This is a genomic window from Cryobacterium sp. 10I5 (assembly GCF_035019865.1).
GTDB lineage: Bacteria > Actinomycetota > Actinomycetes > Actinomycetales > Microbacteriaceae > Cryobacterium > Cryobacterium breve_A.
In genome coordinates, this window is record NZ_JASJVI010000036.1 from 1 (window position 1) to 26,087 (window position 26,087).

The 26,087-nt window shown below is 69.7% G+C and carries 26 protein-coding genes; 10 read left to right on the top strand and 16 right to left on the bottom strand.

The annotated features are described in order from the left end of the window. Positions 1-65: 65 nt before the first annotated feature. Positions 66-2,357 (bottom strand): glycosyltransferase family 2 protein, encoded by a 2,292-nt coding sequence (locus tag QN350_RS10670; RefSeq protein WP_322140374.1) that lies wholly within the window; start codon positions 2,355-2,357, stop codon positions 66-68. 238 nt (positions 2,358-2,595) lie between these two features. Between QN350_RS10670 and QN350_RS10675 the strand changes: the two genes are divergently transcribed. Continuing rightward, positions 2,596-4,191 (top strand): glycosyl hydrolase family 18 protein, encoded by a 1,596-nt coding sequence (locus QN350_RS10675; protein WP_322138816.1) that lies wholly within the window; start codon positions 2,596-2,598, stop codon positions 4,189-4,191. Positions 4,192-4,387: 196 nt separating this feature from the next. Here QN350_RS10675 and QN350_RS10680 read toward each other — a convergent pair whose 3' ends face one another. After that, positions 4,388-5,158 carry a nuclease-related domain-containing protein gene (locus QN350_RS10680; protein ID WP_322138815.1) on the bottom strand — a complete coding sequence of 257 codons (771 nt, stop codon included), beginning with the start codon at positions 5,156-5,158 and terminating at the stop codon, positions 4,388-4,390. Positions 5,159-5,464: 306 nt separating this feature from the next. On the opposite strand from QN350_RS10680, the gene QN350_RS10685 reads away from it, so the two are divergent. Then, positions 5,465-6,568 carry a hypothetical protein gene (locus QN350_RS10685; RefSeq protein ID WP_322138814.1) on the top strand — a complete coding sequence of 368 codons (1,104 nt, stop codon included), beginning with the start codon at positions 5,465-5,467 and terminating at the stop codon, positions 6,566-6,568. 1 nt (position 6,569) lies between these two features. On the opposite strand, the gene QN350_RS10690 is transcribed toward QN350_RS10685, so the two are convergent. From QN350_RS10690 to QN350_RS10705, 4 genes are all read right to left on the bottom strand, one after another. Beyond that, positions 6,570-6,872: a DUF427 domain-containing protein gene (locus QN350_RS10690; RefSeq protein WP_281533902.1), complete on the bottom strand. Its 303-nt coding sequence runs from the start codon at positions 6,870-6,872 to the stop codon at positions 6,570-6,572. Positions 6,873-6,934: 62 nt separating this feature from the next. Continuing rightward, positions 6,935-7,516, bottom strand: coding sequence for a hypothetical protein (locus tag QN350_RS10695; protein ID WP_322138813.1), 582 nt, complete (start codon positions 7,514-7,516; stop codon positions 6,935-6,937). A 78-nt stretch (positions 7,517-7,594) separates the two neighbouring features. Continuing rightward, a complete protein-coding gene (locus QN350_RS10700; protein WP_322138812.1) occupies positions 7,595-8,866 on the bottom strand; it encodes a hypothetical protein in 1,272 nt (423 codons plus the stop codon). Positions 8,867-9,240: 374 nt separating this feature from the next. Further along, positions 9,241-9,675, bottom strand: a complete 435-nt coding sequence (locus tag QN350_RS10705; RefSeq protein WP_322138811.1) for an EVE domain-containing protein — start codon at positions 9,673-9,675, stop codon at positions 9,241-9,243. Between the two features lie 42 nt (positions 9,676-9,717). Between QN350_RS10705 and QN350_RS10710 the strand changes: the two genes are divergently transcribed. The 4 genes from QN350_RS10710 to QN350_RS10725 all read left to right on the top strand — a co-directional run bounded on the left by QN350_RS10710 (position 9,718) and on the right by QN350_RS10725 (position 13,917). Beyond that, positions 9,718-10,392, top strand: a complete 675-nt coding sequence (locus QN350_RS10710; protein ID WP_322138810.1) for a hypothetical protein — start codon at positions 9,718-9,720, stop codon at positions 10,390-10,392. Further along, complete coding sequence (locus tag QN350_RS10715) at positions 10,389-11,027, top strand: DUF1684 domain-containing protein (protein ID WP_323516353.1); 639 nt, start codon at positions 10,389-10,391, stop codon at positions 11,025-11,027. Before QN350_RS10710 ends, QN350_RS10715 begins: the two co-directional genes overlap by 4 nt. Positions 11,028-11,353: 326 nt before the next feature. Next, complete coding sequence (locus QN350_RS10720; RefSeq protein WP_322138808.1) at positions 11,354-13,081, top strand: DEAD/DEAH box helicase; 1,728 nt, start codon at positions 11,354-11,356, stop codon at positions 13,079-13,081. A 341-nt stretch (positions 13,082-13,422) separates the two neighbouring features. Beyond that, entirely contained in the window at positions 13,423-13,917 is a 495-nt protein-coding gene (locus QN350_RS10725) for a GNAT family N-acetyltransferase (protein ID WP_322138807.1), read from the top strand. Between the two features lie 40 nt (positions 13,918-13,957). On the opposite strand, the gene QN350_RS10730 is transcribed toward QN350_RS10725, so the two are convergent. Both QN350_RS10730 and QN350_RS10735 read right to left on the bottom strand, forming a co-directional pair. Further along, positions 13,958-15,376 carry a HAMP domain-containing sensor histidine kinase gene (locus QN350_RS10730; protein ID WP_323502597.1) on the bottom strand — a complete coding sequence of 473 codons (1,419 nt, stop codon included), beginning with the start codon at positions 15,374-15,376 and terminating at the stop codon, positions 13,958-13,960. 3 nt (positions 15,377-15,379) lie between these two features. Continuing rightward, complete coding sequence (locus tag QN350_RS10735) at positions 15,380-16,075, bottom strand: response regulator transcription factor (RefSeq protein WP_281533895.1); 696 nt, start codon at positions 16,073-16,075, stop codon at positions 15,380-15,382. Positions 16,076-16,228: 153 nt separating this feature from the next. On the opposite strand from QN350_RS10735, the gene QN350_RS10740 reads away from it, so the two are divergent. Continuing rightward, a complete protein-coding gene (locus QN350_RS10740; protein WP_323502598.1) occupies positions 16,229-16,726 on the top strand; it encodes a hypothetical protein in 498 nt (165 codons plus the stop codon). Between the two features lie 55 nt (positions 16,727-16,781). Here the strand turns inward: QN350_RS10740 and QN350_RS10745 are convergent, their stop codons facing one another. Beyond that, on the bottom strand, positions 16,782-17,369 hold the full coding sequence (locus QN350_RS10745; RefSeq protein WP_281533893.1) for an NUDIX hydrolase family protein: 588 nt from the start codon (positions 17,367-17,369) through the stop codon (positions 16,782-16,784). Between the two features lie 209 nt (positions 17,370-17,578). Between QN350_RS10745 and QN350_RS10750 the strand changes: the two genes are divergently transcribed. Continuing rightward, entirely contained in the window at positions 17,579-18,328 is a 750-nt protein-coding gene (locus QN350_RS10750; RefSeq protein WP_323502599.1) for an alpha/beta hydrolase, read from the top strand. A gap of 120 nt (positions 18,329-18,448) precedes the next feature. On the opposite strand, the gene QN350_RS10755 is transcribed toward QN350_RS10750, so the two are convergent. After that, positions 18,449-18,889: a DUF5997 family protein gene (locus QN350_RS10755; protein ID WP_323502600.1), complete on the bottom strand. Its 441-nt coding sequence runs from the start codon at positions 18,887-18,889 to the stop codon at positions 18,449-18,451. Positions 18,890-18,976: 87 nt separating this feature from the next. On the opposite strand from QN350_RS10755, the gene QN350_RS10760 reads away from it, so the two are divergent. Next, on the top strand, positions 18,977-19,768 hold the full coding sequence (locus tag QN350_RS10760; protein ID WP_323502601.1) for a LysR family substrate-binding domain-containing protein: 792 nt from the start codon (positions 18,977-18,979) through the stop codon (positions 19,766-19,768). 316 nt (positions 19,769-20,084) lie between these two features. Here QN350_RS10760 and QN350_RS10765 read toward each other — a convergent pair whose 3' ends face one another. The 4 genes from QN350_RS10765 to QN350_RS10780 all read right to left on the bottom strand — a co-directional run bounded on the left by QN350_RS10765 (position 20,085) and on the right by QN350_RS10780 (position 23,202). Then, entirely contained in the window at positions 20,085-20,789 is a 705-nt protein-coding gene (locus tag QN350_RS10765) for a GyrI-like domain-containing protein (RefSeq protein WP_323502602.1), read from the bottom strand. Beyond that, positions 20,782-21,225 carry a VOC family protein gene (locus QN350_RS10770; RefSeq protein ID WP_323502603.1) on the bottom strand — a complete coding sequence of 148 codons (444 nt, stop codon included), beginning with the start codon at positions 21,223-21,225 and terminating at the stop codon, positions 20,782-20,784. Before QN350_RS10770 ends, QN350_RS10765 begins: the two co-directional genes overlap by 8 nt. 133 nt (positions 21,226-21,358) lie before the next feature. Next, entirely contained in the window at positions 21,359-22,189 is an 831-nt protein-coding gene (locus tag QN350_RS10775; protein WP_281533888.1) for an ABC transporter permease, read from the bottom strand. After that, positions 22,186-23,202 carry an ATP-binding cassette domain-containing protein gene (locus QN350_RS10780; RefSeq protein ID WP_323502604.1) on the bottom strand — a complete coding sequence of 339 codons (1,017 nt, stop codon included), beginning with the start codon at positions 23,200-23,202 and terminating at the stop codon, positions 22,186-22,188. Before QN350_RS10780 ends, QN350_RS10775 begins: the two co-directional genes overlap by 4 nt. Positions 23,203-23,271: 69 nt before the next feature. On the opposite strand from QN350_RS10780, the gene QN350_RS10785 reads away from it, so the two are divergent. Continuing rightward, entirely contained in the window at positions 23,272-23,955 is a 684-nt protein-coding gene (locus QN350_RS10785) for a TetR/AcrR family transcriptional regulator (protein ID WP_281533887.1), read from the top strand. A 64-nt stretch (positions 23,956-24,019) separates the two neighbouring features. Here QN350_RS10785 and QN350_RS10790 read toward each other — a convergent pair whose 3' ends face one another. Together QN350_RS10790 and QN350_RS10795 are read right to left on the bottom strand one after the other, a co-directional pair. Next, positions 24,020-25,321, bottom strand: a complete 1,302-nt coding sequence (locus QN350_RS10790; RefSeq protein ID WP_323502605.1) for an ABC transporter permease — start codon at positions 25,319-25,321, stop codon at positions 24,020-24,022. Continuing rightward, positions 25,318-26,016, bottom strand: coding sequence for an ABC transporter ATP-binding protein (locus QN350_RS10795; protein ID WP_323502606.1), 699 nt, complete (start codon positions 26,014-26,016; stop codon positions 25,318-25,320). The genes QN350_RS10790 and QN350_RS10795 overlap by 4 nt, the downstream gene beginning before the upstream one ends. Positions 26,017-26,087: the final 71 nt, after the last annotated feature.

Here is a 26,087-nt window from a genome sequence, read left to right on the forward strand (position 1 = left end):
ACGTTCGCGGGCCCCGCGAACGTCGATCTGCGACACCTCAGGGAACCGCAACGGGCGACGGATGCCTAGCGCACGCCGATCCGGCGGCGCCGGTCCCGGGAGGTGCGGCTGTCCCGGTTGAGCCGTCGGTCGCCGTGGTAGAGGATGCCCTGCCAGTCGACCGGCGCGCCGGGGTCGATCCGGAACCCTGCCGGCTGCTTCGGCTTCTTCACGTCAACGTAGAGGAAGTTGAGCAGACCGAGCCACACGTCGACGACGGAGTTCCACAGGCCGATGTACATCAGGATCGCCGCGCCGGTCGCGACGGCATTGAAGGCGGCGAAGATGGCGTTGCCGACGTTCTGATAGCTGATGTCCCGGTAGAGCGTGAGCAGCGAGAACGCCACAATCAGGTAGGGAACGATCACGTAGAGCGCCGGCGCCGCCGTGCGGTTGAGCACCTTCGGGGTGCGCACGAACGGGATCTTCTCGGCCGAGAACATCTGCTGGAACGACTTGAGCACCCCGGCGAGGTTGACGGGGAGCAGCACGAGGTTGAAGCCGTAGATGCGGAACACGTCGCTGAACCGATGGCCGGCGTCGCGCAGGTCGGTGCCCATCGCGAGGAAGTAGGGCAGCGCGGCGAGGAAGACGAAGGGGCTGAGCAGCCGGCTGTCGTATGGAAAGGCGAGCAGGAAGATGAGCCCGAAACTCGACCAGGCGATCGAGGCCATGTAGTTGGTGCGGAGGAACACCTCGCTCCAGCGCACCCGCTCGCGGCGGAAGCGGCGCTCCCGGAGCTGGTCCCAGAATTTGGGCAGGATGAGCAGTCCGCCGTTGGCCCAGCGCCGGCGCTGCACGATGAGCGAGCCGAAGTCGGGCGGGGTGGCACTGTAGCTCAGGCGTTCGGGGTAGTTGACGAGGGTCCAGCCGTGAGTGCCGAGGTCGATGCTCGACTCGGTGTCCTCGATCACGGTGCGGTCCTGAATGTAGGTGCGGATCTCGAAGCCGCCGACCTCCTCAACCTCGACGATGTCCTCGAGGGCCTTCTTGCGGATGACGGCGTTCGCGCCGACCCAGAAGGTCGCGTCGAAGTAGGTCATGCCCTGGTGCAGCATGTGTTGCAGGTCGGTCGACGCACCGGCGATCCGCTCGATGCGCGTCGGGGCCCCGTGGAACGAGGAATACGGCGTCTGCGTGACCGCCACCCGGGCGTTCTCGGGCTCCTCGAGCAGGTGGACGAGACGCACGCAGTAGTCCCTGAGCAGCAGGGAGTCCGCGTCGAGGGTGAGCAGGTATTCCGTGTCGGGCACCGGGAAGTCGCCCACGGCATCCCCGACAGCGCGTCGCAGGACCGTGCCCTCGGCCGTGTGGTCGGTCACCCATGACGTGCCCATCAGGCCGATGTAGGAGTTGAGGTTCATCGCCTTGTTCGCCTCGTGTGAAAGGGAGGCATACTTCTTGCGCTCGAAGTAGTCGAGCCGGGCGGTGAAGATCCGGGCCAGGCGCAGCGAGAGGGTCACGATCTGGTCGGCGTCGGGGAAGTCCGCGCCCGCGGCCGACGACTCGAGCGCGAGCAGGCTCAGCCGCAGCTCGCGGGCTACGCCCATGATGACCTGGTCGACGAAGAACTCGTCGACGTGGTCGAGCACCTCCTCGGCCGCGGCCATCTCCTCCAGCCACGCGGCGGCCGCTGCGTAGTCGTCGGCGAGGTCGCGGACATCCGCCGCCGTGACCCGCGGGTCATCGACGAACCGGTCGAGCCTGCGCTCCGCGCCGAGCCGGAACCGCGCGGCAGGCGCGGCAAGCCGCTCGCCGATCTCCCCGGCGAGCGCCCTGGTCGCGTTGAGCACGCGCAGCGTCTCGGGGTCGGTCGGGAACGGCGCATCGTCGAGGAGCAGCACGATCCCGAGGTCGGGGAATTCCTGCAGCGCCGCCGACCACAGGGTCGCGCGTACGACGTGCGTCTCCTCGGCATACGACGGTACGAGCACGGTGATCCCGTGCTGGTAGGTGCCGAAGTGCCGGTCGAGCTCACCGCGCGGCACGCGCACGTGGCTCTGGTACCGGTACATCGCGCCGAGGCGCGCGAGAAGGTACATCGACGCGGAGAAGGTCAGGAAGGTGACCACGATGGCGTAGCCGATCGCCTCCATCGTGAAGGTGAAGTCGGGGCGCGGGGTGTCGACGAACAACCGCACGATGGTTGTCAGGAGGTAGTACGCCCAGAAGCCCACCGTCGCGACGATGGCGACTCGGGCCCCCGCGATCGCCCGGGAGCTTGGCCGTGGGTGCACGATCGAGAGGGGTTCGCTACGCCGCTCCGCGCCCCATTGGCGGCGGCGCGCCCTTGTCGGTCCGTTCGCGATGTCGGCCATCTCCGCGGATGCCGGCGGGAACCCCGTGGGCGCCGGCGTCGCGGCGGCATCCCGCTTCGTTGTCGATTCCGGTGTGGCCACGTGGGGTTTCCTATCTGAGACGAGCAGGAACCCTCCTGGACCGGGTTCGCGCCCGCACCGAAGCGAGAAAAACAACCGCGGCGGTACGGTGCCCCCAGTTTAGGGGCGGATGTAGCACCGAAAACTGCCATAATCCACAGTGAGGTCGAGGAGTCCCATGTCCACACGTTTCCCAAGTCGGCGCCTGTCGGTCGTGCGACTGATCGGTGTCATCGTGGTTGCCGCCGGACTGGTCTTCGCCGGATTCCAGGGCTGGAACCAGATCGCCGACGCCGCATCCGTGAGCGCGAAGCCGTGGATGGCCGGGTACGTCGATGTGACGGCCACGCCGAGCCTCGCCTTCGAGAATCCCGTCTCCGCCGCGGGCGACAACGTCGTGCTCTCCTTCATCGTCGCCGACCCGAGCGCCGCCTGCACGCCGACCTGGGGCACCTTCTACACGATGGCGGCAGCGGAGCACGACCTCGACCTCGACCGACGCGTGGCGCGCCGCACCCAGCAGGGCGGAGAGGTGATCGTGTCGTTCGGCGGCGCGATCAACCAGGAGCTTGCCGTCGCCTGCACCGATCCCGCAGCGCTCCAGGCCGCGTATGCCTCGGTGATCGAGCGTTACAAGCCGAGCACCATCGACCTGGACCTCGAGGGCGCGAACCTCACGGACGCGGAAGCCGGGGCGCGCCGCGGCGTGGCGCTCGCCGCCCTGCAGAAGGCCGCCGCGGCATCCGCTGCCCCGCTTGCGATCTGGCTCACCGTGCCGACGGCCCCGGACGGCCTCACCGAGGACGGCACGAACGCGGTGACGCAGTTGCTGACGGCCGGCGTCAACCTCAGCGGCGTGAACCTGATGACCATGGACTTCGGCTCCTCACGTGCCGCCGGGCAGTCGATGGCGGATGCCGCGACGAGCGCCCTGCAGTCCGCCCACGGCCAGCTCTCCACGCTCTACCGCCGGGCGGGCCAGCCGCTCGGGTCGAAGGCGCTCTGGAACAAGCTCGGTGCGACCGCGATGATCGGGCAGAACGACGTGCCCGGCGAGATCTTCACCCTCGCCGATGCCGTGGCGCTCAACGATTTCGCGCTCGCGAACGGCGTCGGCCGCATGTCGATGTGGTCGCTCAACCGCGATGCGAGCTGCGGGGCGAACTACCCGGACGTGAAGCAGGTCTCCGACTCGTGCAGCGGCGTCGAGCAGGGTTCCGTGCTGTTCGCGGACGTGCTCGGTGCGTCGTTCACCGGAAGCCCGGCCGCGAGCGCCGGCGACAGTTCGACCGCGCAGCCGATCGGTGTCGCGACGGAGAACCCCGCCGCCACGGACGAGCCCGCGGCAAGCCCGTACCGGATCTGGTCGGTGACGATCGCGTACCCGAAGGGCACCCGGGTCGTGTGGCACCACAACGTGTACTCGGCGAAGTACTGGACCCAGGGCGACCTGCCGGACAACCCCGTGCTGCGGGCGTCCGAGACCCCGTGGCGGCTGATCGGGCCGGTGCTCGCCGGCGAGACGCCGGTGCCGACGCTGACGCTCCCGGCCGGCAGCTTCCCGGAATGGTCCGGTACGACGATCTACACCAAGGGCCAGCGGGTGCTCTTCGAGACCGGCGCCTTCGAGGCGAAGTGGTGGACCCAGGGTGACAGCCCGGATGCCGCGGCCGAGAATCCGGACGCCTCACCGTGGGTGGCACTCACCGACGCCCAGCTGCGGGTGCTGCTGGGCCTGCCGTTGATCCCGGCGGACACCGACAGCATCGGGTAGCGGGGGCGAGCGGTTCGCCCGGTCGGCGGCATCCGCTGGCCTGCTCCCCTGCGCGCCCGCTCGCCCGCTCGCCCGCTCGCCCGCTCGCCGGCCAGAATGCCCTAACGAATTCGACGGAGTTTTTGCCCGGAAAGCGCTTAAAACGCGTTTCCACGCGTGTAAAACCCAAAAACTCCGTCGAATCGGTTAGGGGACGTCAGCCGCTGAGACCCAGGGCCTCGGACACGAGCCCGAAGATCCCGAAGAAGCCGGCGGCGCTGCCGAGGAAGATCACGAGCGGTAGGTAGACGCGGCGCTGGCGGCCGGCGGCACGGACTTCCGTGTCGAGGGCCTGGAAGCGTTCGATCAGGTCGTCGCCGGTCTCGACGGGCACGTTCGCCCACATCGCCGGGTTGTCGAACAGGTCGGTGAACCGGCCGCACTCGTTCTGGTCGAGGACGACCGGGAGCGCCTCGAGCCAGCCGACGAGGTCGTCCACGCCGAGCACCGTGACGAACGGCGGGCGGGCCCTGATCTTGACCTCGCGGGCGCCGACGAAGACCACGGTCGGTCGGACCGGCGCGGTTTGGGCGCGCCGGTCGCTCATCAGGTCGGTGACATGGTTCGCCTCGAACTCGGCGTGGCGAAGGTAGGGCACGGTGCGTCCGTTGACGGTCAGCACGGACTTGTCGACGAGGATGTGTGCTCCGCGGTGCTGTTTCGCGTTGATGGTGATCACGCCGCCTGGGCCGACGATCAAGTGGTCGATGTCCCAGCCCTCGAGGCCGATCGGGAGCGCGTGGAAGACGGTCCAGTCGGAACTGAGCGCCTGGAGGCTCTTCCCGACGGCGATCTCGCCGAGCGCGGCGAGGTACCAGCCCTCGCAGCGCTTGCTGAGCGGCGAGCGCCCGCGGAAACGGTGCCACGGGGAACGCACCGGCGTTCCGGTCTGCTCGCGCAGCAGCTTGTCGATCACGGATTCCGCCATGCGCCGCCTGTACATGCCGCCGCCGCTGAGCCTCACCATGTCTGCCGGTCCGTTACTTTTACTACGCGCGATCGCAAATCCTGTCAGCCAATTGTCCCCCGAACAAGGGCGCGTCCTTACTCAGCGGGAAGACGCGGTTCGATCAGCGCACCCTTGGGGCGTCTTCCGGGCACGCCGGCCCGAGGACCGATCGGACGAAACGCACGCGGCTGACGGCCCTCGCGGCACCCTTCGCGGGTCGCTTCGACTCCAGTATTCTATTGAGAGGACATCTGTCCGTTCAACAGCGGCCCGAGGGGAACGATCATGCCGGCATCCCCTCGTGCGTTCCGGAGAGTCCTGCGCACCGGGCGGGCCCCGCTGACCAGCTTCGGCATCCCTTTCGGACTGTCTGGCCTTGCCGGCACCTGGACGATGGCCACGGGAGTGCTCGGCACGCCCGCTGGCATCGGTGAGGCCCTGTGGGTGTTCGGGCTCGTCGCCTGGGTTGCGGTCTTCGCCAATTACCTTGTGCGTAGCCGGAACAACGGGGGGACGATCAGGGGTGACCTTGCCGACCCGGTCCAGGGACCGTTCGCCGCCCTCGCGCCCACGACCGGGATGCTGCTGGGCACCCATGCCGCCGTGTCCCTATCCGCGGGTTCCGGTGCCGGGCATCCGCTTGCGGGGGCGCTGCCGGGATCGCCCGCCGGGCTCCTGGTCGGACTGGTGCAGGGGGTCGTCGTCGTGTTCATGGTCGCGGCGCTCGTGTTCGGGGCGTGGTCGGTCGCGCAGCTGGCTCTCCGGATGCGCGACATCGACACACTCCATGCCGGGTACTTTCTTCCGACGGTCGCCGCAGCCTTCATCGCCGGGCAGTCGGCGGGAACGTTCGGCTGGACGACGCTGAGCGTCGCGTCTATCGGGGTCGGGCTGCTGTTCTGGATGCTGCTGGGTGCGCTCATCCTCGGCAGGATGGCATTCCGACCCGCCCTTCCTGCCCGCCTGCTGCCGACGTTCGCGATCTTCTCGGCCCCGCCCGCGGTCGCGGGGAACGCCTGGTTCGCCTCCAACGGCGGCCGGCTCGACACGCTCGAGACCGTCCTGCTCGGGACGTTCGTGCTGCTGATCCTCGTGCAGGTGATGATGCTCGCCACTTATTGGCGGCTCGGGTTCGACCTCGGCTTCTGGGCGTTCACCTTCACGGCCGCGGCGAGCGGGACCTACGCCCTGCACTGGATCGGAGGTGCCGCCGCGCCGGGCGCCGGGACCGGGTCGGCCGTGAGCCTGTGGGTGTCGGGGGCCTGGGTGTCCGGGGTCGCCGGAACCGGCATCCTCGCCACCGTGACCCTCCTGATCGGCAGTATCGCCGTGCGCTCGGTCGGGTACCTCGTGCGGGCACACGCGCGCTCGACGCAAGCGCGCGCCTGACCTACTCGGTGACGGAGATTTCCTTCCAGAAGGCGACGTAGCCGCTGTAGTCCTGGCCGACCCGGTCGAACGACGCGGGGTACGGAGTGGGGTAGCTCCAGGCGCGGTCCTGCAGCAGAGTGTCGCCGTCCTGCAGGCTGAAGTACTGGCATTCACCCTTCCACGGGCAGGTATACGGGGTCGCGCTCTCCACGAGGAATCCGGGCTTGACGCTTGCCGGCGGGAAGTACCAGTTGCCTTCGATCTTGACGAGCTCGGACTGGGGGGCTTCGGCGATCGTGGTGCCGTTGAATACTGCCTTCATGGTGTGCTCCTGGTTCGGTCGGTGACTCGGGGTGGTGCGAGGCTGTTGCGAGTAATGAAACGTCAGGCCGGAAACCGGAATTCCCGGACACGGCGAATCTCGGCTGATTGTTGGGCGGCATCCGCTGGCGGGTGGGGCCGGGCCAGATCGACCGCAGCCCGGATCTCCTCGGCGCGGCCGGCCGCACGGAGCGCGACGGCGGTCTCGGACGCGCTCACGAGGTGACGCAGGGCGCGATGGAGCCCGAGGAATCCGGCGGAGGGGGCCGCGGCCTCCGGCGAACAGTGGTCGATTCCGAGGCGGGAGAGCTCGTCGATCACTTCCCCGGCCAGCAGGAAGTCTTCGACTGCCGGGCGCGGGGATCCGTCGCGGCGCCGCTCCCCCACGGCGACCACGGCCACGGAGAACCGGTCGGCCTTCTCGGTCTGCTGCGCGAGCACCCACTGGGCGACCCGCGCCGGGTTGCCGAGGTCGGCCACGATCACGAGGTGCTCGCCGAAGGGCGTCGCGGGTGCCGTGTCGCCGACGGTGGGCAGGGCGTCCGCAAGGATGATCACGTCCGCATCCTCGGCGAGCGCCTGAAACCCGGCGAGGCCGACGTCGAAGCGGACCTGGTACTTCTGCTGGGGCAGGGATTCACTCACCGGAAAAGGCTACCCGTCGGACGGCCGACCACCGTCCCCGGAACATGCGGACGCGTGGCCGGCGAGGGCTGGGGCGGGTCAGTCGAAGCGAGCGTCGTAGCGGGCGAGGGCGTCGGCATCCGTTGCGAGGGTCGTCGCCCGGCGCGCCGTGTCGAGCGCGGTCACAGGATCCGCTTCGGCCTCGGCGAGTGCGACGAGCCGCTCGGATTCGGCGAGCCGGGTACGGGCCTCCGCGCCGACCCGGCCGGGGTGGGCCGCGATGAAGCTGCGGGTCACGGTTCCCTGGCTGCGCGAGGCCAGCAGGGCGCCGGCGAGCGCCGGCCGGGCGTTGTCGAGACGCAACTGCTGGTTGCGCGCCTCCGACCGGGTGACATCGAGCCCGTCGAGCACCTCGCGCAGCCGGGCGAGGTCGGCGGCGGGGTCGCTCACCCGCGACGGATGCCGCAACTCGGCCACGATCGCATCGGCCGCGGTGATCACCCGGTTCAGTTCGGCGGCCGCGACGGACTCCTCATGCCCGTCACGGAGGGTGCGGGCCTCGGCGATCTCGGCGTCGGCGGAGTCGAGGGCGGCGTTGAGGGTCGCCTGGCCGACGTGCAGCTGGTCCTCTCCGGTCTCGATCGCGTCGAGGAGCTTTCCGGCGTGGAAGAGCCCGAGTTCCGCGGCCGCGAGTTCGTCACCGATCGGGTAGCCGGGGACGGCCTTGAGGTGGGCGGCCGCGGCATCCGTGGCCTGTTTCGCCTGCCCGAGGGCGGTGCGCGCCTCTGCGACGTTGCCGCTGAACGCAGCGAGCGCGGTGGGGGCGTAACTGAGCCGGAGCCTGTCGATGCTCGCCGCCCCCGAGGCGACCCGATCGGTCACCCGGTCGACGCGGCGGGTGAGCTGCTCGAGGAGGAGCGGGGCGTCGCGCTCGCGCCCGCGGCGGGCGGTGAAGGCACGGTCCTGCTCGGCGAGGCGGGTCGTCGACTCGGCGGCGAGCGCGATGATCTGTTCCGTCCAGCGGCGGCGCTCGGACTCGGTGTCCGGCACGCTGTCGTCGAGCTTCTGTTGCAGGGCGAAGGCGTCCCGCAACTGGCGGCGGGAGAGCTCGAGGGCCGTGGCGAAGTCCCGGGTCGCCGCCTCGCCGAACTGGGCGACCGCGAACCCGAGTTCGTCGGTCGCGGCGCCGACCTGGTCGTCAGCGCGCACCAGGGCGATCGCAGCGGCGCGTGCGCGTTCGGCGACGATCGCCGCTTCCGCCTGTTCCCGGTCGCGGCGCCGGCGGCGGGCGGATGCGACGACGAGAGTCACCCCGAGGACCACGAACGCGAGAAGTATCGCCGAGGGCACCCACCAGAGATCGCCAGTCATAGCCGCGAGTCTAATCAACGCGGCTGGGGCGAATGGCGGGTGCGGCCGCGCTGCGCGCGTCGGATGCGGCAGACACCGCGGCGGACGCAACGTCGGAGAATTTCGCGACTCGCGGCATCCACCGCCCGGGCTCACGGCGTGTCGCGAAAAACTCCGACACAACGTTTGCCGACCGGCTCCGACACCCGCCCGAAACCGCGCACGCGGCGGATACGGCGCAGGCCGTGAACGACGCAACGTCGGAGAATTTCGCGACTCGCGGCATCCACCGCCCGGACTCACGGCGTGTCGCGAAAAACTCCGACACAACGCACGCCGACCGGCTCCGGGCTGGCGGGCGGACGGGAGCACAGGCGCCCAAGCCGCTCCGGCGCCTACATGCGGCGCATCTGCCGCCGGATCAGGTCGTAGTCGTGCCGCGAGATCTCGAGCAGGCCGCGGCGGAGCTGGTAACCCCAGTCCGGGTCGGACCGGGTGAACTCGAGCACGTTCAGGAGCGGGCGGATCGAGGTGCTGACGGCATCCGTGTCGTAGTCGATGCGCCGGCGCCACGGCACATAGGTGCCGGAGGGCGTCTCGGGGCTCCGGAATTCGTACGCGTTCCCCTCGGCGACGAACCCGATCGCGGTGAATTCGCGCAGCAGCTCGCCCTCGACGGCGGTCTTCGGCGAGTAGTACACGACCCCGTCGCTCTCCCGCATGCCCTCGAGCGTGGTGCGCAGCCGGTAGCCGGCCTGCGCGAACCCCACAGCGACGCCCCGCTGCACGTTATCGCGCTGCGCGACCCCGAGCCAGTACCGAATTGCCACTCCTCAGTTGTACTGCATGCCCCGGCACCACAGACTGGGGGCATGCGTGTTCTCCTGAAAGAAATCCTCGATTGCCCGCCGGATGCCGCGTGGCGCGCCCTGCAGAGCCCCGCCGTCTTCCGCGAGGTGAGTTCGCCCCTCATCAGCGTGGAGTCGCTCGAGGCCGACGGCTTCCCTTCGATCTGGGAACCCGGCGAGCACCCGGTCGAACTCACCGCGCTCGGCCTCGTGCCGATGGGGAAGCAGGTGATCCGGCTGCAGATGTCTACCGAGCGGCGCGACGGCGTGCGCATCGTGCGCGACACCGGCCGGGGCGTGTCCGGCGCCCTCGAGGCCGTCACACTCTGGGACCACCGGATGGCCGTGGCGGCAGACCCGGCCGGCACCGGCAAGACGCTCTACCGCGACCAGCTCATCTTCGGCACCGGCGCGCTCACCCTGCCGAGCTGGCCGGTGTTCTGGGCCATGTGGCAGTGGCGGATGCTGCAACTCAAGCGGCTCGCACCGACCTGGCGTTTCGACGTGGGCATCGACGCTGCCGGGTCTGCGGGTCCGACCGACGGCGACGCATCCGCGAGCCCTGACGAATTCGACGGAGATTCTGTCCGAATTGCACGTGAGAGGCCCGAAAACGCCCCAAAAACCGAAAAACTCCGTCGAATTGGTTCGGCCGACGACGGAAATGCGACACCGACCCCGACGGAGGCACCGGCATGAGCTCGACGCTCGGGGCCCTGCAGCTCGCCGACTGGCGCCGTCGCGTGACCGGCCTGTATGCCGGAGTGCGGCAGCTGAGCGTGCAGAACCCGGCGGCGGGACACGAACTCTGGCGGAGCGGGCGCGACGACCTGTTCGCGGGGCATCCGTCATCGCCCCTGCTGCCCGACGACCGGGCCGCGTTCCCGGGGCTCACGATCGCGCCATACGACCCGGACTGGCGCTTCGAGGTCGAAGTGCACCGGGCCCCGGAGCCGCACCGAATCGCGGTCGAGACCGGGACGGACGGCACCGTGCCGTTCGACCTGGTCGGCATCGTGCGGCTGCCCTACCTCGGCCCGATCGACCTGTGGCGGCTCGGCAGCTACGGCGGCGGCCTGTTCCTGCCGATCAAGGACGGTCTCGCCGGCCGGCCCGGCGGAACGTACGGCGGCGGGCGCTACCTGCTCGACACGATCAAGGGGGCGGACCTGGGCCCCGGCGTCGGTGACGACACCGTGATCCTCGACTTCAACTTCGCATACAACCCGTCGTGCGCCTACGACCCGATGTGGGCCTGCCCGCTCGCGCAGGCCGGCAACACCGTCACGGTCGATGTCCCCGTCGGCGAGCTCTACACGGGGAACCTCGACTAACGCACCTTCCGTCGATAGGCGCCCCCGGGGCGAGCGGGCGGCCGACCGGGGCTTTTCTGGGAGGGTGCTTGACAGCATCCGCTAGACTGAAACCACTTGCGAATGCATCGCTGCGCTCGCTGCGTCGTAGAACGCCCTCTTCTTGTTGCGGCGGCACACCATTTCGGTGGGCCGAGCGCATATTGCGAATGAACATTCTTACGGCGAACGGATGTGCCCATTGGCACCTTCGCCATGTGAATCCTCCTGGCTCCGAAGCCTGCATTCCCTCACTCGGGGTGCGCACACGGTTCGACGGAGGGCTCTGATGCCCGAAAGGCACCACTTTGTCTGAAATTTCCTTCGGCGCGCTTGGCGTGCCGGCTCCCCTCGTTGCCGTGCTCACGGCGCAGGAAATCGACAGCCCCTTCCCCATCCAGGTCGACACCCTCCCCGACACCCTCAAGGGCCGGGACGTGCTCGGTCGCGGCAAGACCGGCTCCGGCAAGACCCTCGCCTTCGCGATCCCGATGGCCGCGCGCCTCGGCGGCACGCTCGCCGGCGGCAAGCGCCGCCCGGGCCGCCCGCTCGGACTCATCCTCTCGCCGACCCGTGAGCTCGCCACCCAGATCACCAACGCGCTCACCCCCTTCGCCGAGGCATACGGTCTCACGGTCACGACCATCTTCGGCGGCGTCTCCCAGGGCCGCCAGGTCTCCGCGCTCAAGGCCGGCGTCGACATCGTCGTCGCCTGCCCCGGACGCCTCGAAGACCTGATGAAGCAGGGCTACGTCAACCTCGACTCCGTCGAGATCACCGTGCTCGACGAGGCCGACCACATGGCCGACCTCGGCTTCCTGCCCGTCGTCACGCGCATCCTCGACAAGACGCCGAACAGCGGCCAGCGGATGCTGTTCTCGGCCACCCTGGACAACGGCGTCGACAAGATCGTCCGCAAGTTCCTCCACAACGAGGTGCTGCACTCGGTCGACGACTCGAACAGCATCGTCTCCGCCATGACCCACCACGTCTTCGAGGTCGACAACGCCGAACAGAAGAAGGCGCTCATCGAGAAGCTCGCCTCCGGAACCGGACGCCGCATCCTCTTCATGCGCACCAAGCACCACGCGAAGAAGCTCGCCAAGGCACTCACCGAGGCGGGCATCCCCTCGGTCGACCTGCACGGCAACCTCTCGCAGGTCGCCCGTGACCGCAACCTCGCCGCGTTCAGCAACGGCGACGTGAGCGTTCTCGTCGCAACGGATGTCGCCGCTCGCGGCGTGCACGTCGACGACATCGAGCTCGTCATCCACGTCGACCCGCCGGCAGAGCACAAGGCGTACACGCACCGCTCGGGCCGCACCGCCCGCGCCGGACACGCCGGTGACGTCGTCACCCTCGTGCTCCCGGAGCAGCGTCGCGACACCGCGGACCTGCTGCGCAAGGCAGCCATCAAGGTGACCCCGCAGCGCGTGACCGCGGACTCCCCCGCCGTCGCCGCCCTCGTCGGCGACGTCGCCGCCTACGTCAAGCCGGCGCCGCGCAGCGAACAGCCGCAGCAGCAGCGCCAGTCCCAGGGCGGACGCTCGCAGGGCGGTCGCTCACAGGGCGGCCGTTCCGAAGGCGGACGCTCGCAGGTTGGCCGTTCCGAAGGCGGACGCTCGCAGGGTGGCCGCTCAGAAGGCGGACGCTCCGAGGGCGGTCGCTCCGGCGGACGTTCCTCGTCCTCCGACGGCGGACGCTCGCAGGGCGGCAGCCGTTCCTACGCCTCCTCGTCGTCCTCCGACACCTCGCGCTCCTCGGACGGGCAGCGCGCGCGCGGCCGTGACGACCGCGACGGTGCGAGCACCGCTCCCGTTCGCGGCAACCGCGGCAGCCGCAGCAACGACACCGCCTCGACCGGCGGAGCGCGTCAGGAGCACTCGGGACGCCCCGCGACCTCCGGTCGCAGCCACGCCCCGCAGGGTTCCGGTCGCTCCGGCGGCCTGCAGGTCGGCGGACTCGTCCGCGGGTCCGGTTCGGGAGCCGGCGCCGGCGGCGCTCGTCGCTCGGCCCCGCGCCGCGCCCAGGGCTAAGCAGCACCAGCACGAGGGCGCGACCGGGTGCCGGGGCTGAACTCCCGGCATCCGCTCGTTTCGCCCCGCACGACCCAACGGGCCGGCCTCCACCAGGAGTCCGGCCCGTTTCTGCGTGAATCCTGCGCCATCGGCGCCACCTGCGCGCGATTTCGCGGCCTGCGGCCACCATTTCCGGGCGTTCTCCGCGGCCACCGGGGGCTAACTCAGGAAAATCGTCCCTCCGTCGCGCGCCGTCCGCTGATATTCGGGGGGCTCGTTGTCCCACTGCTTCGAATCTCCTGAGTTAGCCCCCGCACAGGCGGTCAACCGGTGTCGCCCGGCTGGGTTAGGGTCAGAATATGGACACCACCACCGTCGTTGTTCGGCCCGTCGAAGAAGCGGATGCCGAGAGTCTGGGCCGCGTACACGCCCTCTGCTGGCACGAAACCTACGACCACCTGCTGAGCGAGGCTGCCCTCTCCCAGCTGCGGCCCCAGCGCCTCGCCGCCATGTGGCGCCGGTTCACCACTCAGGGCGCCGAATACCGCCAGGTCGTCGCGCTCGTCGACGGTGAGGTCGTCGGGTTCGCCGGCAGCGGACCCGCCCGCGACGAGAACGCCCCCGCCGCCCACGAGCTCTATTTCATGTACCTGCTCGAGGACAAGCACGGAAGCGGCATCGGCCAGAAGCTCTTCGACGCGGTCGTCGACGCCGGGCCCTCGTACCTCTGGGTCGCCGCGGTCAACCCGCGCGCCCACGCCTTCTACGCGCGCAACGGCTACGTCGCCGATGGTCACGAGCAGGTGCAGGAAGTGCTCGGCGAACAGCTGCACGAGGTCCGCCTGGTCCGTTAGGTCTCGCCGCAGGCGGATGCCCGGGCGCGCGTCGCTCGCGTCAGCGTGCGACGGCCCCGTCGCCGACCGGCAGAACCACGGCGAAACACGCGCCACCCTCGGCCGCGGACTGCACTGTGATCGTGCCGCCCATCCTGGTCACCAGCCGGGCGGCGATGGACAGGCCCAGGCCTGTGTTGACCGGGCGGATGTCGCGGTACTTGGCTCGCAGGACTCCGCGCTCGAACGCGACGGCGGCATCCGATGTGCTCAAACCAGGGCCGCTGTCGCGCACCTCGACACGTACGTGCCGGCCATCGACCCGGCGGGCCGCGAGTACGACCTCGCCGCCGGTCGGCGTTGCGCGCAACGCGTTCTCGAGCAGGCCGTCGACGATCTGGCGCAGGCGCATGCCGTCAGTCACGATCGTGAGGACACCCGGCACCGCGCCCGCACCCGCATGGTCCCCCGGCCCGTCAACGCGCAGCGCGACGCCGAGCTGCGTGCATTGACCCTGCCAGGCGAGGGCAGCCTGCGCGAGCACTCCGCCGACGTCGATCGGCTGCAGGTGCACCGTGAAGTCATCCGCTTCGAGGCGGGCGAGTTCGAGCAGGTCGCTCACGAAACGGTCAACGCGTTTCGTCTCCGCGACCAGGACTTCACCGACCGCCGCGCTGTCGCTTGCCGGAATCACGCCCTCGGCGAGGGCCTCCGCGTACCCACGGAGCGCGGTCAACGGCGTGCGGATCTCGTGCGACACCGAGAGCAGGAACTCCCGTTGGCGGGTCTCGCTCGTACCCAGCGCGTGGTCGAGGGCACGGAGCGAGCGGGACACGTCGTCGATCTCCGGGATGCCTTGGGCCGCGATGAGCACGCCGCGTTCACCGTCGGCGAGCCGCCGAGCGGCTCGTGCGGTCCGCTCCAGTGGTCGTGCCAACCGCCGGGACAGGAACAGTCCGGCGAGCACGGCCACGACGAGCCCGACGAGCACGGCCAGCAGGATCCGCCCGGCGACGAGTCTGCCCGAGTCGGTGATGTCCGCGACGCGCACGAAGCCGACGAGTCCGCCGCCTCCCGCGAGCGGCCGCGCTTCCACCACGTAGGACTCACCCCGGATCTGCAGCGACGTCGACACCGAGCGGCCGGCATCCAGTACCTGGGTGATGCGTCTCTTGACGTCCTGCGTGACCGTGCGCGCACCCGAACCTGTTTCCGGTACCGTCCCGTCGGCGCCGACCAACACAAAGCGCTCGCCGCGTCCGCCAAGGAGGGTGTCGTCTTCGAGCAGGATGCGCAGGGTCGCGAGCGGCCGTTCGCTCAGCGCGGTCGTCCGGGCGCCGAGGTCCGCCTGGGCCTGCGTCGTGACGAGGGTCTGCACGAGTTGCAGGGACACGACGGCAGTGACGAGAACCGCGACGAACGCAACGCCTACCGTGACGAGCAGGATCCTGCCGCCGAGTGACCCGAACCAGCGCCGCACCGCTCAGCCCTCCCGGCCGGCGACGGAATACCCGACGCCGCGCACCGTGCGGATCGGATTTCCCTCGCCGAGCTTGGCACGCAGTTGGGCGACGTGCACGTCGACCGTCCTGCTCGCACTGTAGTCGGCGATTCCCCAGACCAGGGAGAGCAGTTCCTCCCGCGAATACACCCGTCCTGGCCGGGCCATCAGCTGGGCGAGCAGGTCGAATTCGGTCGCGGTCAGGTCCACGCGGATGCCGCCGCGCGCGACCAGGCGGGTCGCCGGGTCGAGCGTCACGTCCTCCACCCGCAGTACCGTGTCGCCGATGAGGCCCGAGGAACGGCGCACGATTCCCTTCACCCGCGCGACGAGTTCCCTCGGCGAAAACGGCTTGGTCACGTAGTCGTCCGCACCCAGTTCGATGCCGAGCACGCGGTCGACCTCGTCGTCGCGTGCGGTGACGAAGAGCACGGGCGTCCAGTCCCCCGCCTCGCGCATGGCCCGGCATACCTCGATCCCGTCGAGCCCGGGCAGGCCGACGTCCAGGATCACCGCGGCCGGCCGCAACCGGCGCACCTGTTCGAGGCCCGCGCGCCCATCGGACTCCAGATGCACGGTGAAGCCGGCGCGCACGAGGTACAGGCGTTCGATGTCCGCGATTGCGGGGTCGTCTTCGACGACCAGCACCAGCCCTTTGTCGTCGCCCACAGCATCCATTAAGCCAGTAGGCGCCGGTTGCTGCGAACCGGGCGGGCGGGTGCCCGACTCGCCTTACGTTCTCCGTACATTTCCCGAACACGGCGTTTGCGTGCGCCTGCCACTGTGGCTTCACCGCCGGGACCCTCCCGGTCCAGCGAAAGGCAGGAAAATATGAATGCATTCACGAAGCGAGCCACGACCGTTGTCGCTGCGGGGACGCTCAGCCTCGGCCTGATTGCGGGCGGCACGTTCGCGGTCGGCGCGGCGAGCGCGGCCGAGATGCCCACGACCGTTGCAACGTCCTCCGTCTCGGGGTCCACCGTCGCCGGGTCGCTCGCGACCGCCGTGTCGGCATCCGCCAACACCGCTGTCGCCGCGGACGAGACCGTGAAGACCGTTGCCCAGTTGCGCGCGGACCTGCGCGCGGCGATCAAGCTCGACGCGGCCGCACGCCCCGCGGCCCTGGCCGCCATTCGCACGGACGTCCTCGCCGGAGCTTACGGCGCGCAGGCCAGCCAATACCTCACGAAGATCGAGGCGGCCAAGGCCGATGTGCCGAAGCGGTGGCGCCACGCCCTGCGCCACCTTGTGCGCGCCGACGTGAAGGCACAGCAGCACACCGCTCCGGGCACGTCCACGCCGACCCCCACTCCGACAGCCGGTTCGTAGCGGAGGGCGTGGCGGAGGGCGGCGGCCGCGGCGGGCGGCTCGCCCACCGGGCGCGTCAGCGCAGCTGGCCGACCGAGGCGAGCGCCATCCGCAGCAGGGAGCCGCGGCCGCCCTCCATCTCGGCGGACACGGCCTCGGATGCCGCTTCGAGCGGTGTCATCCAGGTGAGTTCGAGGGCGTCCTGGCGGGGGTCGCAGGTGCCGGTGACGGGCACGACGTAGGCCAGCGAGACGGCGTGCTGGCGCTCATCCGTGAAGGCGGTGATGCCGGGCAGCGGGAAGTACTCGGCGACCGAGAACGGCACCGGGCTCGCGGGCAGCTGCGGGAACGCCATCGGCCCGAGGTCCTTCTCGAGGTGCCGGAACAGCGCATCGCGCAGGGTCTCGCCGTAGAGCACGCGCCCGGAGACCAGGGTGCGCGTCATCTCGCCGGTCGGCCGCGCGCGCAGCAGCACGCCGAGCTCGACGACCTGGCCGAGCCCGTCGACCCGCACGGGGACGGCCTCGATGTACAGGATCGGCAGGCGACGGCGGATGTCCGCGAGCTCGACATCGGTCAGCCAGCCCTGGTTCTGATTGGGTGGCTGGATGTTCTCGGGGCCAGGCGTCCAGTCCGGGTCGGGGTCAGGGGTGCGCACGCTCATGCCTTCATTCTCTCCTAACCGGCGAGCGGATGCGCCCTGTCGCGTTCCGGGGCGAGTCGCGCTCGCCCGCGGGCGCCTCCCGCGGGAGCGGCCCGCAGGCCTGCAGTGGTCGCGCACCTCGGTCGGGCGGCGCAGCATCCGGGGCCTGGGCAGTGGAAGTATTGACTGGTCGACGCGTTCCGGCCTCGGCGTACGGCAGGAGGACCGACATGGACGACAACGACGTGGAGAACACCGGCGGCACCGGGAGCACCGATAACGGCGCACCCGCCTCTGATGCACCGGCGATCGATCCCGGCGCGGTGCTCTGGTCAGCGTCCGAAGCCGACCGGGTCGGGCGGCCGCTGCTCCTGATCCTGCACGGCTACGGCTCCCACGAGGGTGACCTGTTCTCGCTCGCGCCGCACCTGCCGCTCAAGCCCGTCCTCGCCGCGCTGCGGGCACCGTTGCCGGTCGGCGACGGCTGGGCGTGGTTCCCGATCGGCGTCCCCGGCGCGGACGTCAACCCGAGCGCCCCGAGCGCGACCGCTGTCGAAGCGGCAACGGACAGCGTGCTCGCCTGGCTCGACGCGCTCGTCGTGCCGCCGGCATCCGTGGGGCTCCTCGGCTTCTCGCAGGGCGGCGCGATGGCGCTGCAGCTGCTGCGCCAGGCACCCGACCGGTTCGCGTTCGCGGTGCAGCTGTCGGGCTTCGTCGCCGGGGCGCCCCAGCCCGGCGACGCCGAGCTCGCCGAACGGCCCGTTCCGGTGTTCTGGGGCCGCGGCACGGCCGACCCGGTGATCCAGGCTGATGCCGTCGGCCGCACCCAGGCCTGGCTGCCCGGCCACTCTGTGCTCACCGAGCGCATCTACGAGGGCATGGGCCACTCGATCTCGCAGGGTGAACTCTCCGACATCGTCGGCTTCCTCCGCGCTCAGTACGCCGACGCTCCCGCGGGCACCGACGCTACCGAGGCATAACCAATTCGACGGAGCTTTTGCCCGGAAAGCGCTTAAAACACACTCTTACGTGCCAGAAACCCAAAAAGTCCGTCGAATTGGTGAGGGCCGGGCGCGGGAACGCGAGAGCCAGGGCTAGCGCTAGCGCTTCTTCGCGGCGGCCTTCTCGTTCTGGGCGGCGAACCGGGCGGCGTGCGCGGCCTTGCGGGCGCGCTCGGCGTCGCGGTCCTTGACGCGGATCTGCTCCTCGCGCACCTCGAACTGGGTGGCGCGCTCGGTGACGAGCCACGCCGGCGGCTGCTGCAGCAACGCGAGGATCTCGGCGCTCGTGAGCGGCTCGGTGACCTTGCCGCGTGCGAGCCCAGAGATCGAGACGCCGAGCTTCGCGGCGACAACCTGCTTGGGGTGCGGGCCATTGGTGCGCAGCATGGTGAGCCACTCCGGCGGGTTCGTGTCGAGTTCGGTGAGCTCGGTGCGCGAGATCAGGGTGTTCTGGAACTCCTCGGGGGCTGCCTCGAGCAGAATCCCGAGCTTCTGGGCCGCCGTTGCGGGCTTCATGGTCTGGGTCTTCTTCTCGCTCATCAGTCCAGCGTATAGCCTGAGAGCACCACCGCTTCGGCGGATCATATCGGTGAGCCGCCCCGCGCGCCACAAACAGAGAGGATGCCGGTGACCTTTTCCATCGCCTTCGCCGCCGGCGTCACGCCGACCAAGTGGACCCGCGCCTGGGCAGAACGCCGCCCCGACCAGCCCCTCGAGGTCTTCCGGACCACGCCGGACGAGCAGTCCGCCGTGCTCCACGACGGCCGCGCCCAGGTCAGCATCGTGCGCTTGCCCGTCGATGAACACGACCTGAGCCTCATCGCTCTCTACCGGGAAATCCCGGTCGTCGTCGCCGCGAAGGACCACTTCATCGCCGACGCCGACAGCCTGCTCGTCGCCGACCTCGCGGACGAACACTTGCTGCAGGACCCCGACGCCGTTCCCGAGTGGCGCGACGTCGCGACCGAGGTGCGCGACAGCACCCGCCGCTCGCTCGCCGCCGTGCGCGATATGGACGAGACCATGGAGCTCGTCGCCGCGGGCGTCGGCATCGTGATCGTGCCGCATTCGATCGCCCGGCTGCACAGCCGCAAGGACCTCGTCTCCCGGCCCGTCGAGGACGTCGCCGAGAGCCAGGTGTCGCTCGCCTGGCTCGCCGCCGAGACGACCGAGGACATCGAGGAGTTCATCGGCATCGTGCGCGGCCGCACGAAGGCCAGTTCCCGGGTCGACTCGGTGCCCGCCGGTGGCGAAAAGGTCAAGAAGGAAAAGAAGACCGACAAAGCCAAGGCCGCCGCGAAGGCGTTGCGCGTCGCCGCCGCGAAGGCGAAGCCCGCCGTGGCCAAGAAGACGCAGTCCGCGCCCGGCCGCACCCGCAGCACCGCGAACCTCAAGCTCGGCAAGCGCACCGGCCGCTGAGCCACTGAGCCGCTCAGCTGCCGGCAGCGGATGCCGGGCCCGGCCGCCGCATCCGCCGCGCTCAGGTCTTCGCGCGCCAACAGCGCCGCTTCGCGCCAGGCACGCGTGGCGCGAAACGGCGCAACCGGCGCGCGGGCCGATGCTGCCGGCACAGTTGGCGCGAAGCGGCGCAACTGGCGCGCAGACGGGTGCCGGCGTCCATAGGCGACGGGCAGCGGCGCTCGCGCGCCACAAGCGCCGCTCCGCGCCAGGCACGCGTGGCGCGAAGCGGCGCAACTGGCGCGCGATGTCGACCGCGCCGCAGCGGATGCCGGGCTCAGGCGGGGGCGACCGGCTGCCTGAGGACCGTCTTGAGTTTCTCCGGGGCGCTTCTGCGCGGGTCCCCGAGGTACACCTCGTGGTGCAGGCCGTTCAGGCGCAGACCGTGCTCGGCCATGAACTCCCCGTGCAGCCGCGCGAGTGCCGGCGCCTCGTCGTCGTAGGGTCCGACGTGCAGCAGTTGCGCGCTGAGGCCCTCGGCGAGGGACTCGATGCGCACGCTCGCGAGGGTGGGAAGCTTCTTCTTCGCCAGGGTCGCCCTGACGGCGTCGTCGATTGCGGCATCCGTCACCCAGTCGGGCTGGCTGATCAGCATCGTCCAGCTCCAGGAGGCCTTGTCGCCGGCTGCGAACGCGGCGTAGCCGGCCGGGTCGTCTGCGTACCAGAGGCCTTCGAGCGGGGCGACGACGAGGTCGCGCCCGAGGCCGCGCTTGGCCGCGAACTTGATCGCGTAGGCGACCGCATAGAGGGCCTCGACCGCCTCGGCGTACGCGGGCGCGACGTTCGGGTCGCCGCGCCCGTCGACCGCGACGAACCGCTGCGCGGGAACCTCGATCAACTCCCAGTCACGGTTCGTCGGCGCATACAGGTCCTTGTCCTCCCGCTTCACGTCGTACGGTCCCGTCGACCGCGGCGCGGTGTTCCGCGGAGCACGCAACTGACCGGTGCGCCGGTCGGTCGTGAACGGTACCTCGTTACTCATCGTGCTGTGCCGACTCCTCGACCACCGAATCCTCGAGAACCGAAAGGATGTTGCCCGCCGGGTCCGTGAACCAGGCGATCGGCGGTCCCCACCCGCGCACAATGCCCTTCGCATCGTGAGGCGAGCCTTCGTACCGCTCGAACACGACCCCGCGCGCGATGAGCGTGTCCACTGCGACGTCGATGTCGCCGACCGCGAAGTTCAGCATCGTGTAGACCGCCGGCACGTGGTCGGACTTGGGGTATGCGATCACGTGCGCCCCGCCAGGCAACTCGATGCGCAGGATCCCCATGCCGCCGTCGGTCACCGTGAGGCCCAGCGTGCTGGCGTAGAAGGCACGGGCGGCCTCGATGTCGGGGACCGAGAAACCGCTGAATCCCTCGAGGATGCCGATGCCCCGGCCGGTTGTCGTCGTTCCGGTCTCAGAGTCAGTCATGTCGAACTCCCTTGCTCGAGCGGATGGAACAGGTCAGTCAGTGGAACAAGTCAGTCTGCGGAACAGGTCAGTCAGTGGAACAGGTCGGTAGCTGCAGCACCTCAGTCAGCGGAAAGCTCGGTCAGCTGTCACGCTACCGCGAACTGATCGACGCGAACTTGCGGATGCACAGCGGTACGAACACCACGAGCATCACGGTGATGCCGATCAGCACCGTCTGGATCGGGTGCTGCATGGTCCAGATCTCGGGAACGGGCGCGGTGCCCTCGTTGCCGAACAGCTGCCTGGCCGCCTGCACGAGCGAGGAGACCGGGTTCCACTCCGCGAAGATCCGCAGCGGGGTCGGCAGGGTGTCGCTCGGCACGAAGGCGTTCGAGACGAACGTCAGCGGGAACAGGATGAGGAACGAGGCGTTGTTGATCACTTCCGGGCTCTTCACGCTCATACCGAGCAGGGCCATCACCCAGCTGAGCGAGTAGCTGAACAGGAGGAGCAGCCCGACGCCGGCGAGGAATTCGGCCGGCGAGGAGTTGACCCGCCAGCCGACCGCGAGCCCGGTCGCCATCATGATGACCATCGAGATGGTGTTGAGCACGAGGTCACTGTTGGTGCGGCCGATCAGCACCGCGGACGAGCTCATCGGGAGGCTGCGGAACCGGTCGATGATGCCCTCCTTGAGGTCGAGCGCCATCGCCGACCCGGAGAATGTCGACCCGAAGACGACGGTCTGGGCGAAGATGCCCGCCATCAGAAACTGGGTGTAGTCGGTGCCCTGCACCTGGATCGCGCCGCCGTAGACCTGGCTGAAGAGCAGCACGAACATCACCGGCTGGATCACCGCGAAGACGAGCATGTCCGGGGAACGCTTGATCTTGATCAGGTTGCGCTTGGTGACGGTCCAGCCGTCTGAGTACCACAGCGAGAACGGGTTCCAGCTCGGCAGGGTCGTGGAAATCGCGCTCATCGGGCCTTCACCGCTTCCTTGGGGTCGAGGGTGTCGTCATCCGCTGCGCCCTGCGCCTTGTCGGCCTTGTGCCCGGTGAGCTTGAGGAACACGTCATCGAGCGTCGGCCGCCGCATGCCGGCGTCGTGCAGCTCGATACCGGCATCGCCGAGCGCCGCGAGCACGTGCTGCAGAGCGAGCGGGCCGTCGGTCACCGCCACCTCGAGGCCGCGGCCGTCGCTCGTGACGATCGGTTCGCCGTCGCCGAAGCGGGCGAGGATGCCGCGGGCCGCCTCGCTCGCGCCGGCGCCGGCGTCGACGAGCGCGACTTCGAGGCGGTGCCCGCCGATCTGCGCCTTGAGCTGGTCGGAGGTGCCCTCGGCGATGACCCGGCCGTCGTCGATCACGACGATGTCGTCGGAGAGCTGGTCGGCCTCTTCGAGGTACTGGGTCGTGAGCAGCACGGTCGTGCCGTCGGCGACGAGCCGTTTGATCACGTTCCAGAGCGCGATACGGCTGCGCGGGTCGAGCCCCGTGGTCGGCTCGTCAAGGAAGAGCACCTTGGGGTTGATCACGAGCGCTCCCGCGAGGTCGATCCGCCGGCGCATGCCTCCGGAGAACCCCTTGACCGGGCGGTTGCCTGCGGCGGTGAGCTCGAAGAGGTCGATGAGCTCCTGGGCGCGACGCCGGGATTCGGTCGCGCCGAGGTGGTAGAGCCGACCGACCATCTCGAGGTTCTCGAAACCGGTCAGGTTCTCGTCGACGGCCGCGTACTGGCCCGACACCCCGATGATCCGGCGCACGGCCTTCGGGTCGGCGACGACGTCGATTCCGTCGACGAACGCCGTGCCGGAGTCCGGCCGGATCAGCGTCGTGAGCATCTTCACGACGGTGGTCTTGCCCGCGCCGTTCGGACCGAGCAGGGCCTTCACGCTGCCCCGTGGAACCGAGAGGTCGAGCCCGGCGAGCGCATGCACCGGCCCGCTCTTGGAGCGGTACGTCTTGGTCAGGCCCCTGGCTTCGATGATCGTCATCGTGTTCATCCCTGCGGTATTGTGGACGTTGTACACATTCGGTCTCCAGCGTAACGAGGCGGCCTCACTTTGACAACCACGAACACCGATCCAGCCACCGAGTCCCAGGGTCGCACGACCTACCGACACGGCGACCTGAGGCGTGCCCTGATCGACGCCGGCCTCGAACTCGCCCGCGTGGGAGGCCCGGCCGCCGTCGTGGTCCGCGCGGCGACTCGCCGCGCCGGCGTCGCCCCGAACGCCGCATACCGGCACTTCGCCGACCGGAGCGCGCTCCTCGAGGCGGTCTGCTCAGAGTGCCAGTCCGGCGTCGCCCGGGCGATCGAGGACGAGCAGGCGGCGATCCCGGTGGCGGATGCCGCCGCATCCGCCGCGGGAACGACGATGGACGCAGCCACGGCCCGGCTCCGATTCCGCGCCGTCGGCTCCGGCTACCTGCGTTTCGCCCTGGCCGAACCGGGGCTGTTCCGCACCGCGTTCACGGCCTCGTCCGACCTCGAGAGCGCAACGAGCGCTGCACGGGCCGGCGAGCGCGGGCTGACCCCGTTCCAGCTGCTCAGCGAGGCGCTCGACGACCTCGTGACCACGGGCGTCCTCCCCGCCGAGCGCCGGCCGGGTGCCGAGTTCCTGGCCTGGTCGGCCGTGCACGGCCTCGCCTCGCTCCTCCTCGACGGCCCGCTCCGGGCGTTGCCGCCGGAGTCGACCCAGGCCCTGATCGGCCGCGTCGTGACCATGGTCGAGCAGGGCCTGTAGGCGGCGAGCCCCGCGCGCCCGCGCCGCGCGCATCCGCTCGCCCGGCGCGGCGAGCGCGCAACCGCTACTCGTAGCGGAGCGACTCGATCGGGTCCTGCCGCGCGGCACGCCAGGCCGGCAGGGTGCCGGCGAGGAACGCGATGCCCATCACGATCAGGATGATCGTGATGATCGATGCCGGTGTGAAGGAGATCAGGTGCAGGCCGGGCAGGTTGGCGAACAGCCTGGTCGAGAGCGCGCGGCTCACGACGGTGCCGACGATCATCGCGATGCCGGCGCCGATCGCGCTGCCGAGGAAACCGATGAACGCCGCCTCGATGCTGAACAGGCCGAAGATCCGGCCGGCGCCCATGCCCATCGCCTTCATCAGGCCGATCTCCCTGGTGCGCTCCTGCACACTCATCAGCAGCGTGTTGACGATGCCGAAGCTCGCGGCGAGCAGGGCGATCACGGCGAAGGCGTTGAGCACAAGCACGATCGCGTCGATCACCGACTTGAAGGTGCCGATCTGGTCGGCGACCGTCTTGGCACTGAAGCCGGCGTCGGTGAAGCGGGCCTGAAGTGCGGTGACCTCGCTCGCCGAGGCGTTCGCGTCGAAGTGCACGACGGCCTGGGCGTAGCTGTCCTTCGCGGTCGCGCTGCGCCCGACACTCTGCGCGTCGTAGAGCGCCGTCGTGAGCGCCGTGTTCGCGGTCGCATTCCCCGTCGCACCGAGGCCGGCCTCCGAGACCCCGGCCACGGTCGCGTCGATGACACTCGACGATCCCGCAGCGTCCGTGATGCCGATGTGCACGGTGGCACCGATCGCATCCGCGTCGCTCGCGAACCCGAGCGGTGCGACGAACGACACCGGCAGTGCGATCTGCCGCTCCGATGATGCCGGGTCGAGCTGGGCGCCCGCGGACAGCTGCAGCGTCGTCCCGGTGACGAAGCTGCCGAGCCCGAGCCGGTACTTCTTACTGCTTCCCGTCGTCACGTAGTCCGGGGTGACCGAGAGGCTCGGTTCCACGGACGTGACCCCGTCGATGGCGGCGATCGTGGTGAGGTCCGCGGGGGTGATCGCGGCGACGGTCGTCCTCCCCGCGGCCCCCCCGGCCGCGCCCCCACCGCTGGTAATCTCGTCGGCCGAGTATTCCTGCGGGCCGGTCGTCGTCGCATCCGGCGACACCTTCGTCACGGTGAGCACGTCGTTCGCGCCGATGGATGCGACGGTGTCGGTGATGTAGGCGTTGATCCCGGTGCCGAGACCGTTGGTGATGGTGAGCGTGAACGCGCCGATGAAGATGGCGAGCACGGTGAGGGTGGTGCGGAGGCGGCTGCGGAAGCTGTTGCCGATGGCCGAGCCGACGACGTCGATGGCCCTCATGCTGCGACCCGGGCTTCCTCGGAGACGACGAGGCCGTCGCGAATGTACACCCGGCGGTCGCAGCGTTCGGCGAGGTCCTCGTCGTGGGTCACGATGATCAGGGTGATGCCCTGCTCGCGGTTGAGCCCGAACAGGATGTCCTCGACGATCGCGCCGGTGGCACTGTCGAGGTTGCCGGTGGGTTCGTCGGCGAAGATGATCCGCGGATCGTTGACGAGGGCGCGGGCGATCACCGCCCGCTGCTTCTGGCCGCCGGAGAGCGCGTTGGCCTTGCTCCTCGCCTTGTCGTCGAGCTCCAGGCGTTCGAGCGCCGCGTGGCCGCGCAGCTTCCGGCTCCGTGAGCCGATGCCGGCGATCTTGAGCGGCAACACGACGTTCTCGAGCACGGATGCCCCCGGCGTGAGGAAGAACTGCTGGAAAACGAATCCGAAGGTCTTGTTGCGTGTCTCGTTGAGCCGCTTGCCCTTCAGGGTCGCGGTGTCGCTCCCGCCGAGCTCCACGCTGCCCGTGCTCGGCTTGTCGAGCAGGGCGAGCAGGTGCATCAGGGTGGACTTGCCCGAGCCGCTCTTGCCGACGATGGCGACGGACTCGCCGGCGAAGATCTCCAGAGTGACCCCCTTGAGCGCGTCGAATCGATTCGGGCCGCGACCGTACGACTTCTTCAGGTCGTAGGCGGCGAGTATGGGGTGGGACATCGTGATTTCCTCCGTGTGCTGTAGCGCTTTGGGCTGCGTGGGTGGCTGCGTGGGTGGCTGCGTGGGTGCGC

Coding starts and splice junctions, on each gene's coding strand:
- QN350_RS10670 (WP_322140374.1), bottom strand. CDS start 2,357: ATGGCCGACATCGCGAACGGACCGACAAGGGCGCGCCGCCGCCAATGG.
- QN350_RS10675 (WP_322138816.1), top strand. CDS start 2,596: ATGTCCACACGTTTCCCAAGTCGGCGCCTGTCGGTCGTGCGACTGATC.
- QN350_RS10680 (WP_322138815.1), bottom strand. CDS start 5,158: ATGGCGGAATCCGTGATCGACAAGCTGCTGCGCGAGCAGACCGGAACG.
- QN350_RS10685 (WP_322138814.1), top strand. CDS start 5,465: ATGCCGGCATCCCCTCGTGCGTTCCGGAGAGTCCTGCGCACCGGGCGG.
- QN350_RS10690 (WP_281533902.1), bottom strand. CDS start 6,872: ATGAAGGCAGTATTCAACGGCACCACGATCGCCGAAGCCCCCCAGTCC.
- QN350_RS10700 (WP_322138812.1), bottom strand. CDS start 8,866: ATGACTGGCGATCTCTGGTGGGTGCCCTCGGCGATACTTCTCGCGTTC.
- QN350_RS10710 (WP_322138810.1), top strand. CDS start 9,718: ATGCGTGTTCTCCTGAAAGAAATCCTCGATTGCCCGCCGGATGCCGCG.
- QN350_RS10715 (WP_323516353.1), top strand. CDS start 10,389: ATGAGCTCGACGCTCGGGGCCCTGCAGCTCGCCGACTGGCGCCGTCGC.
- QN350_RS10725 (WP_322138807.1), top strand. CDS start 13,423: ATGGACACCACCACCGTCGTTGTTCGGCCCGTCGAAGAAGCGGATGCC.
- QN350_RS10735 (WP_281533895.1), bottom strand. CDS start 16,075: ATGGATGCTGTGGGCGACGACAAAGGGCTGGTGCTGGTCGTCGAAGAC.
- QN350_RS10740 (WP_323502598.1), top strand. CDS start 16,229: ATGAATGCATTCACGAAGCGAGCCACGACCGTTGTCGCTGCGGGGACG.
- QN350_RS10745 (WP_281533893.1), bottom strand. CDS start 17,369: ATGAGCGTGCGCACCCCTGACCCCGACCCGGACTGGACGCCTGGCCCC.
- QN350_RS10750 (WP_323502599.1), top strand. CDS start 17,579: ATGGACGACAACGACGTGGAGAACACCGGCGGCACCGGGAGCACCGAT.
- QN350_RS10755 (WP_323502600.1), bottom strand. CDS start 18,889: ATGAGCGAGAAGAAGACCCAGACCATGAAGCCCGCAACGGCGGCCCAG.
- QN350_RS10765 (WP_323502602.1), bottom strand. CDS start 20,789: ATGAGTAACGAGGTACCGTTCACGACCGACCGGCGCACCGGTCAGTTG.
- QN350_RS10770 (WP_323502603.1), bottom strand. CDS start 21,225: ATGACTGACTCTGAGACCGGAACGACGACAACCGGCCGGGGCATCGGC.
- QN350_RS10775 (WP_281533888.1), bottom strand. CDS start 22,189: ATGAGCGCGATTTCCACGACCCTGCCGAGCTGGAACCCGTTCTCGCTG.
- QN350_RS10780 (WP_323502604.1), bottom strand. CDS start 23,202: ATGACGATCATCGAAGCCAGGGGCCTGACCAAGACGTACCGCTCCAAG.
- QN350_RS10790 (WP_323502605.1), bottom strand. CDS start 25,321: ATGAGGGCCATCGACGTCGTCGGCTCGGCCATCGGCAACAGCTTCCGC.
- QN350_RS10795 (WP_323502606.1), bottom strand. CDS start 26,016: ATGTCCCACCCCATACTCGCCGCCTACGACCTGAAGAAGTCGTACGGT.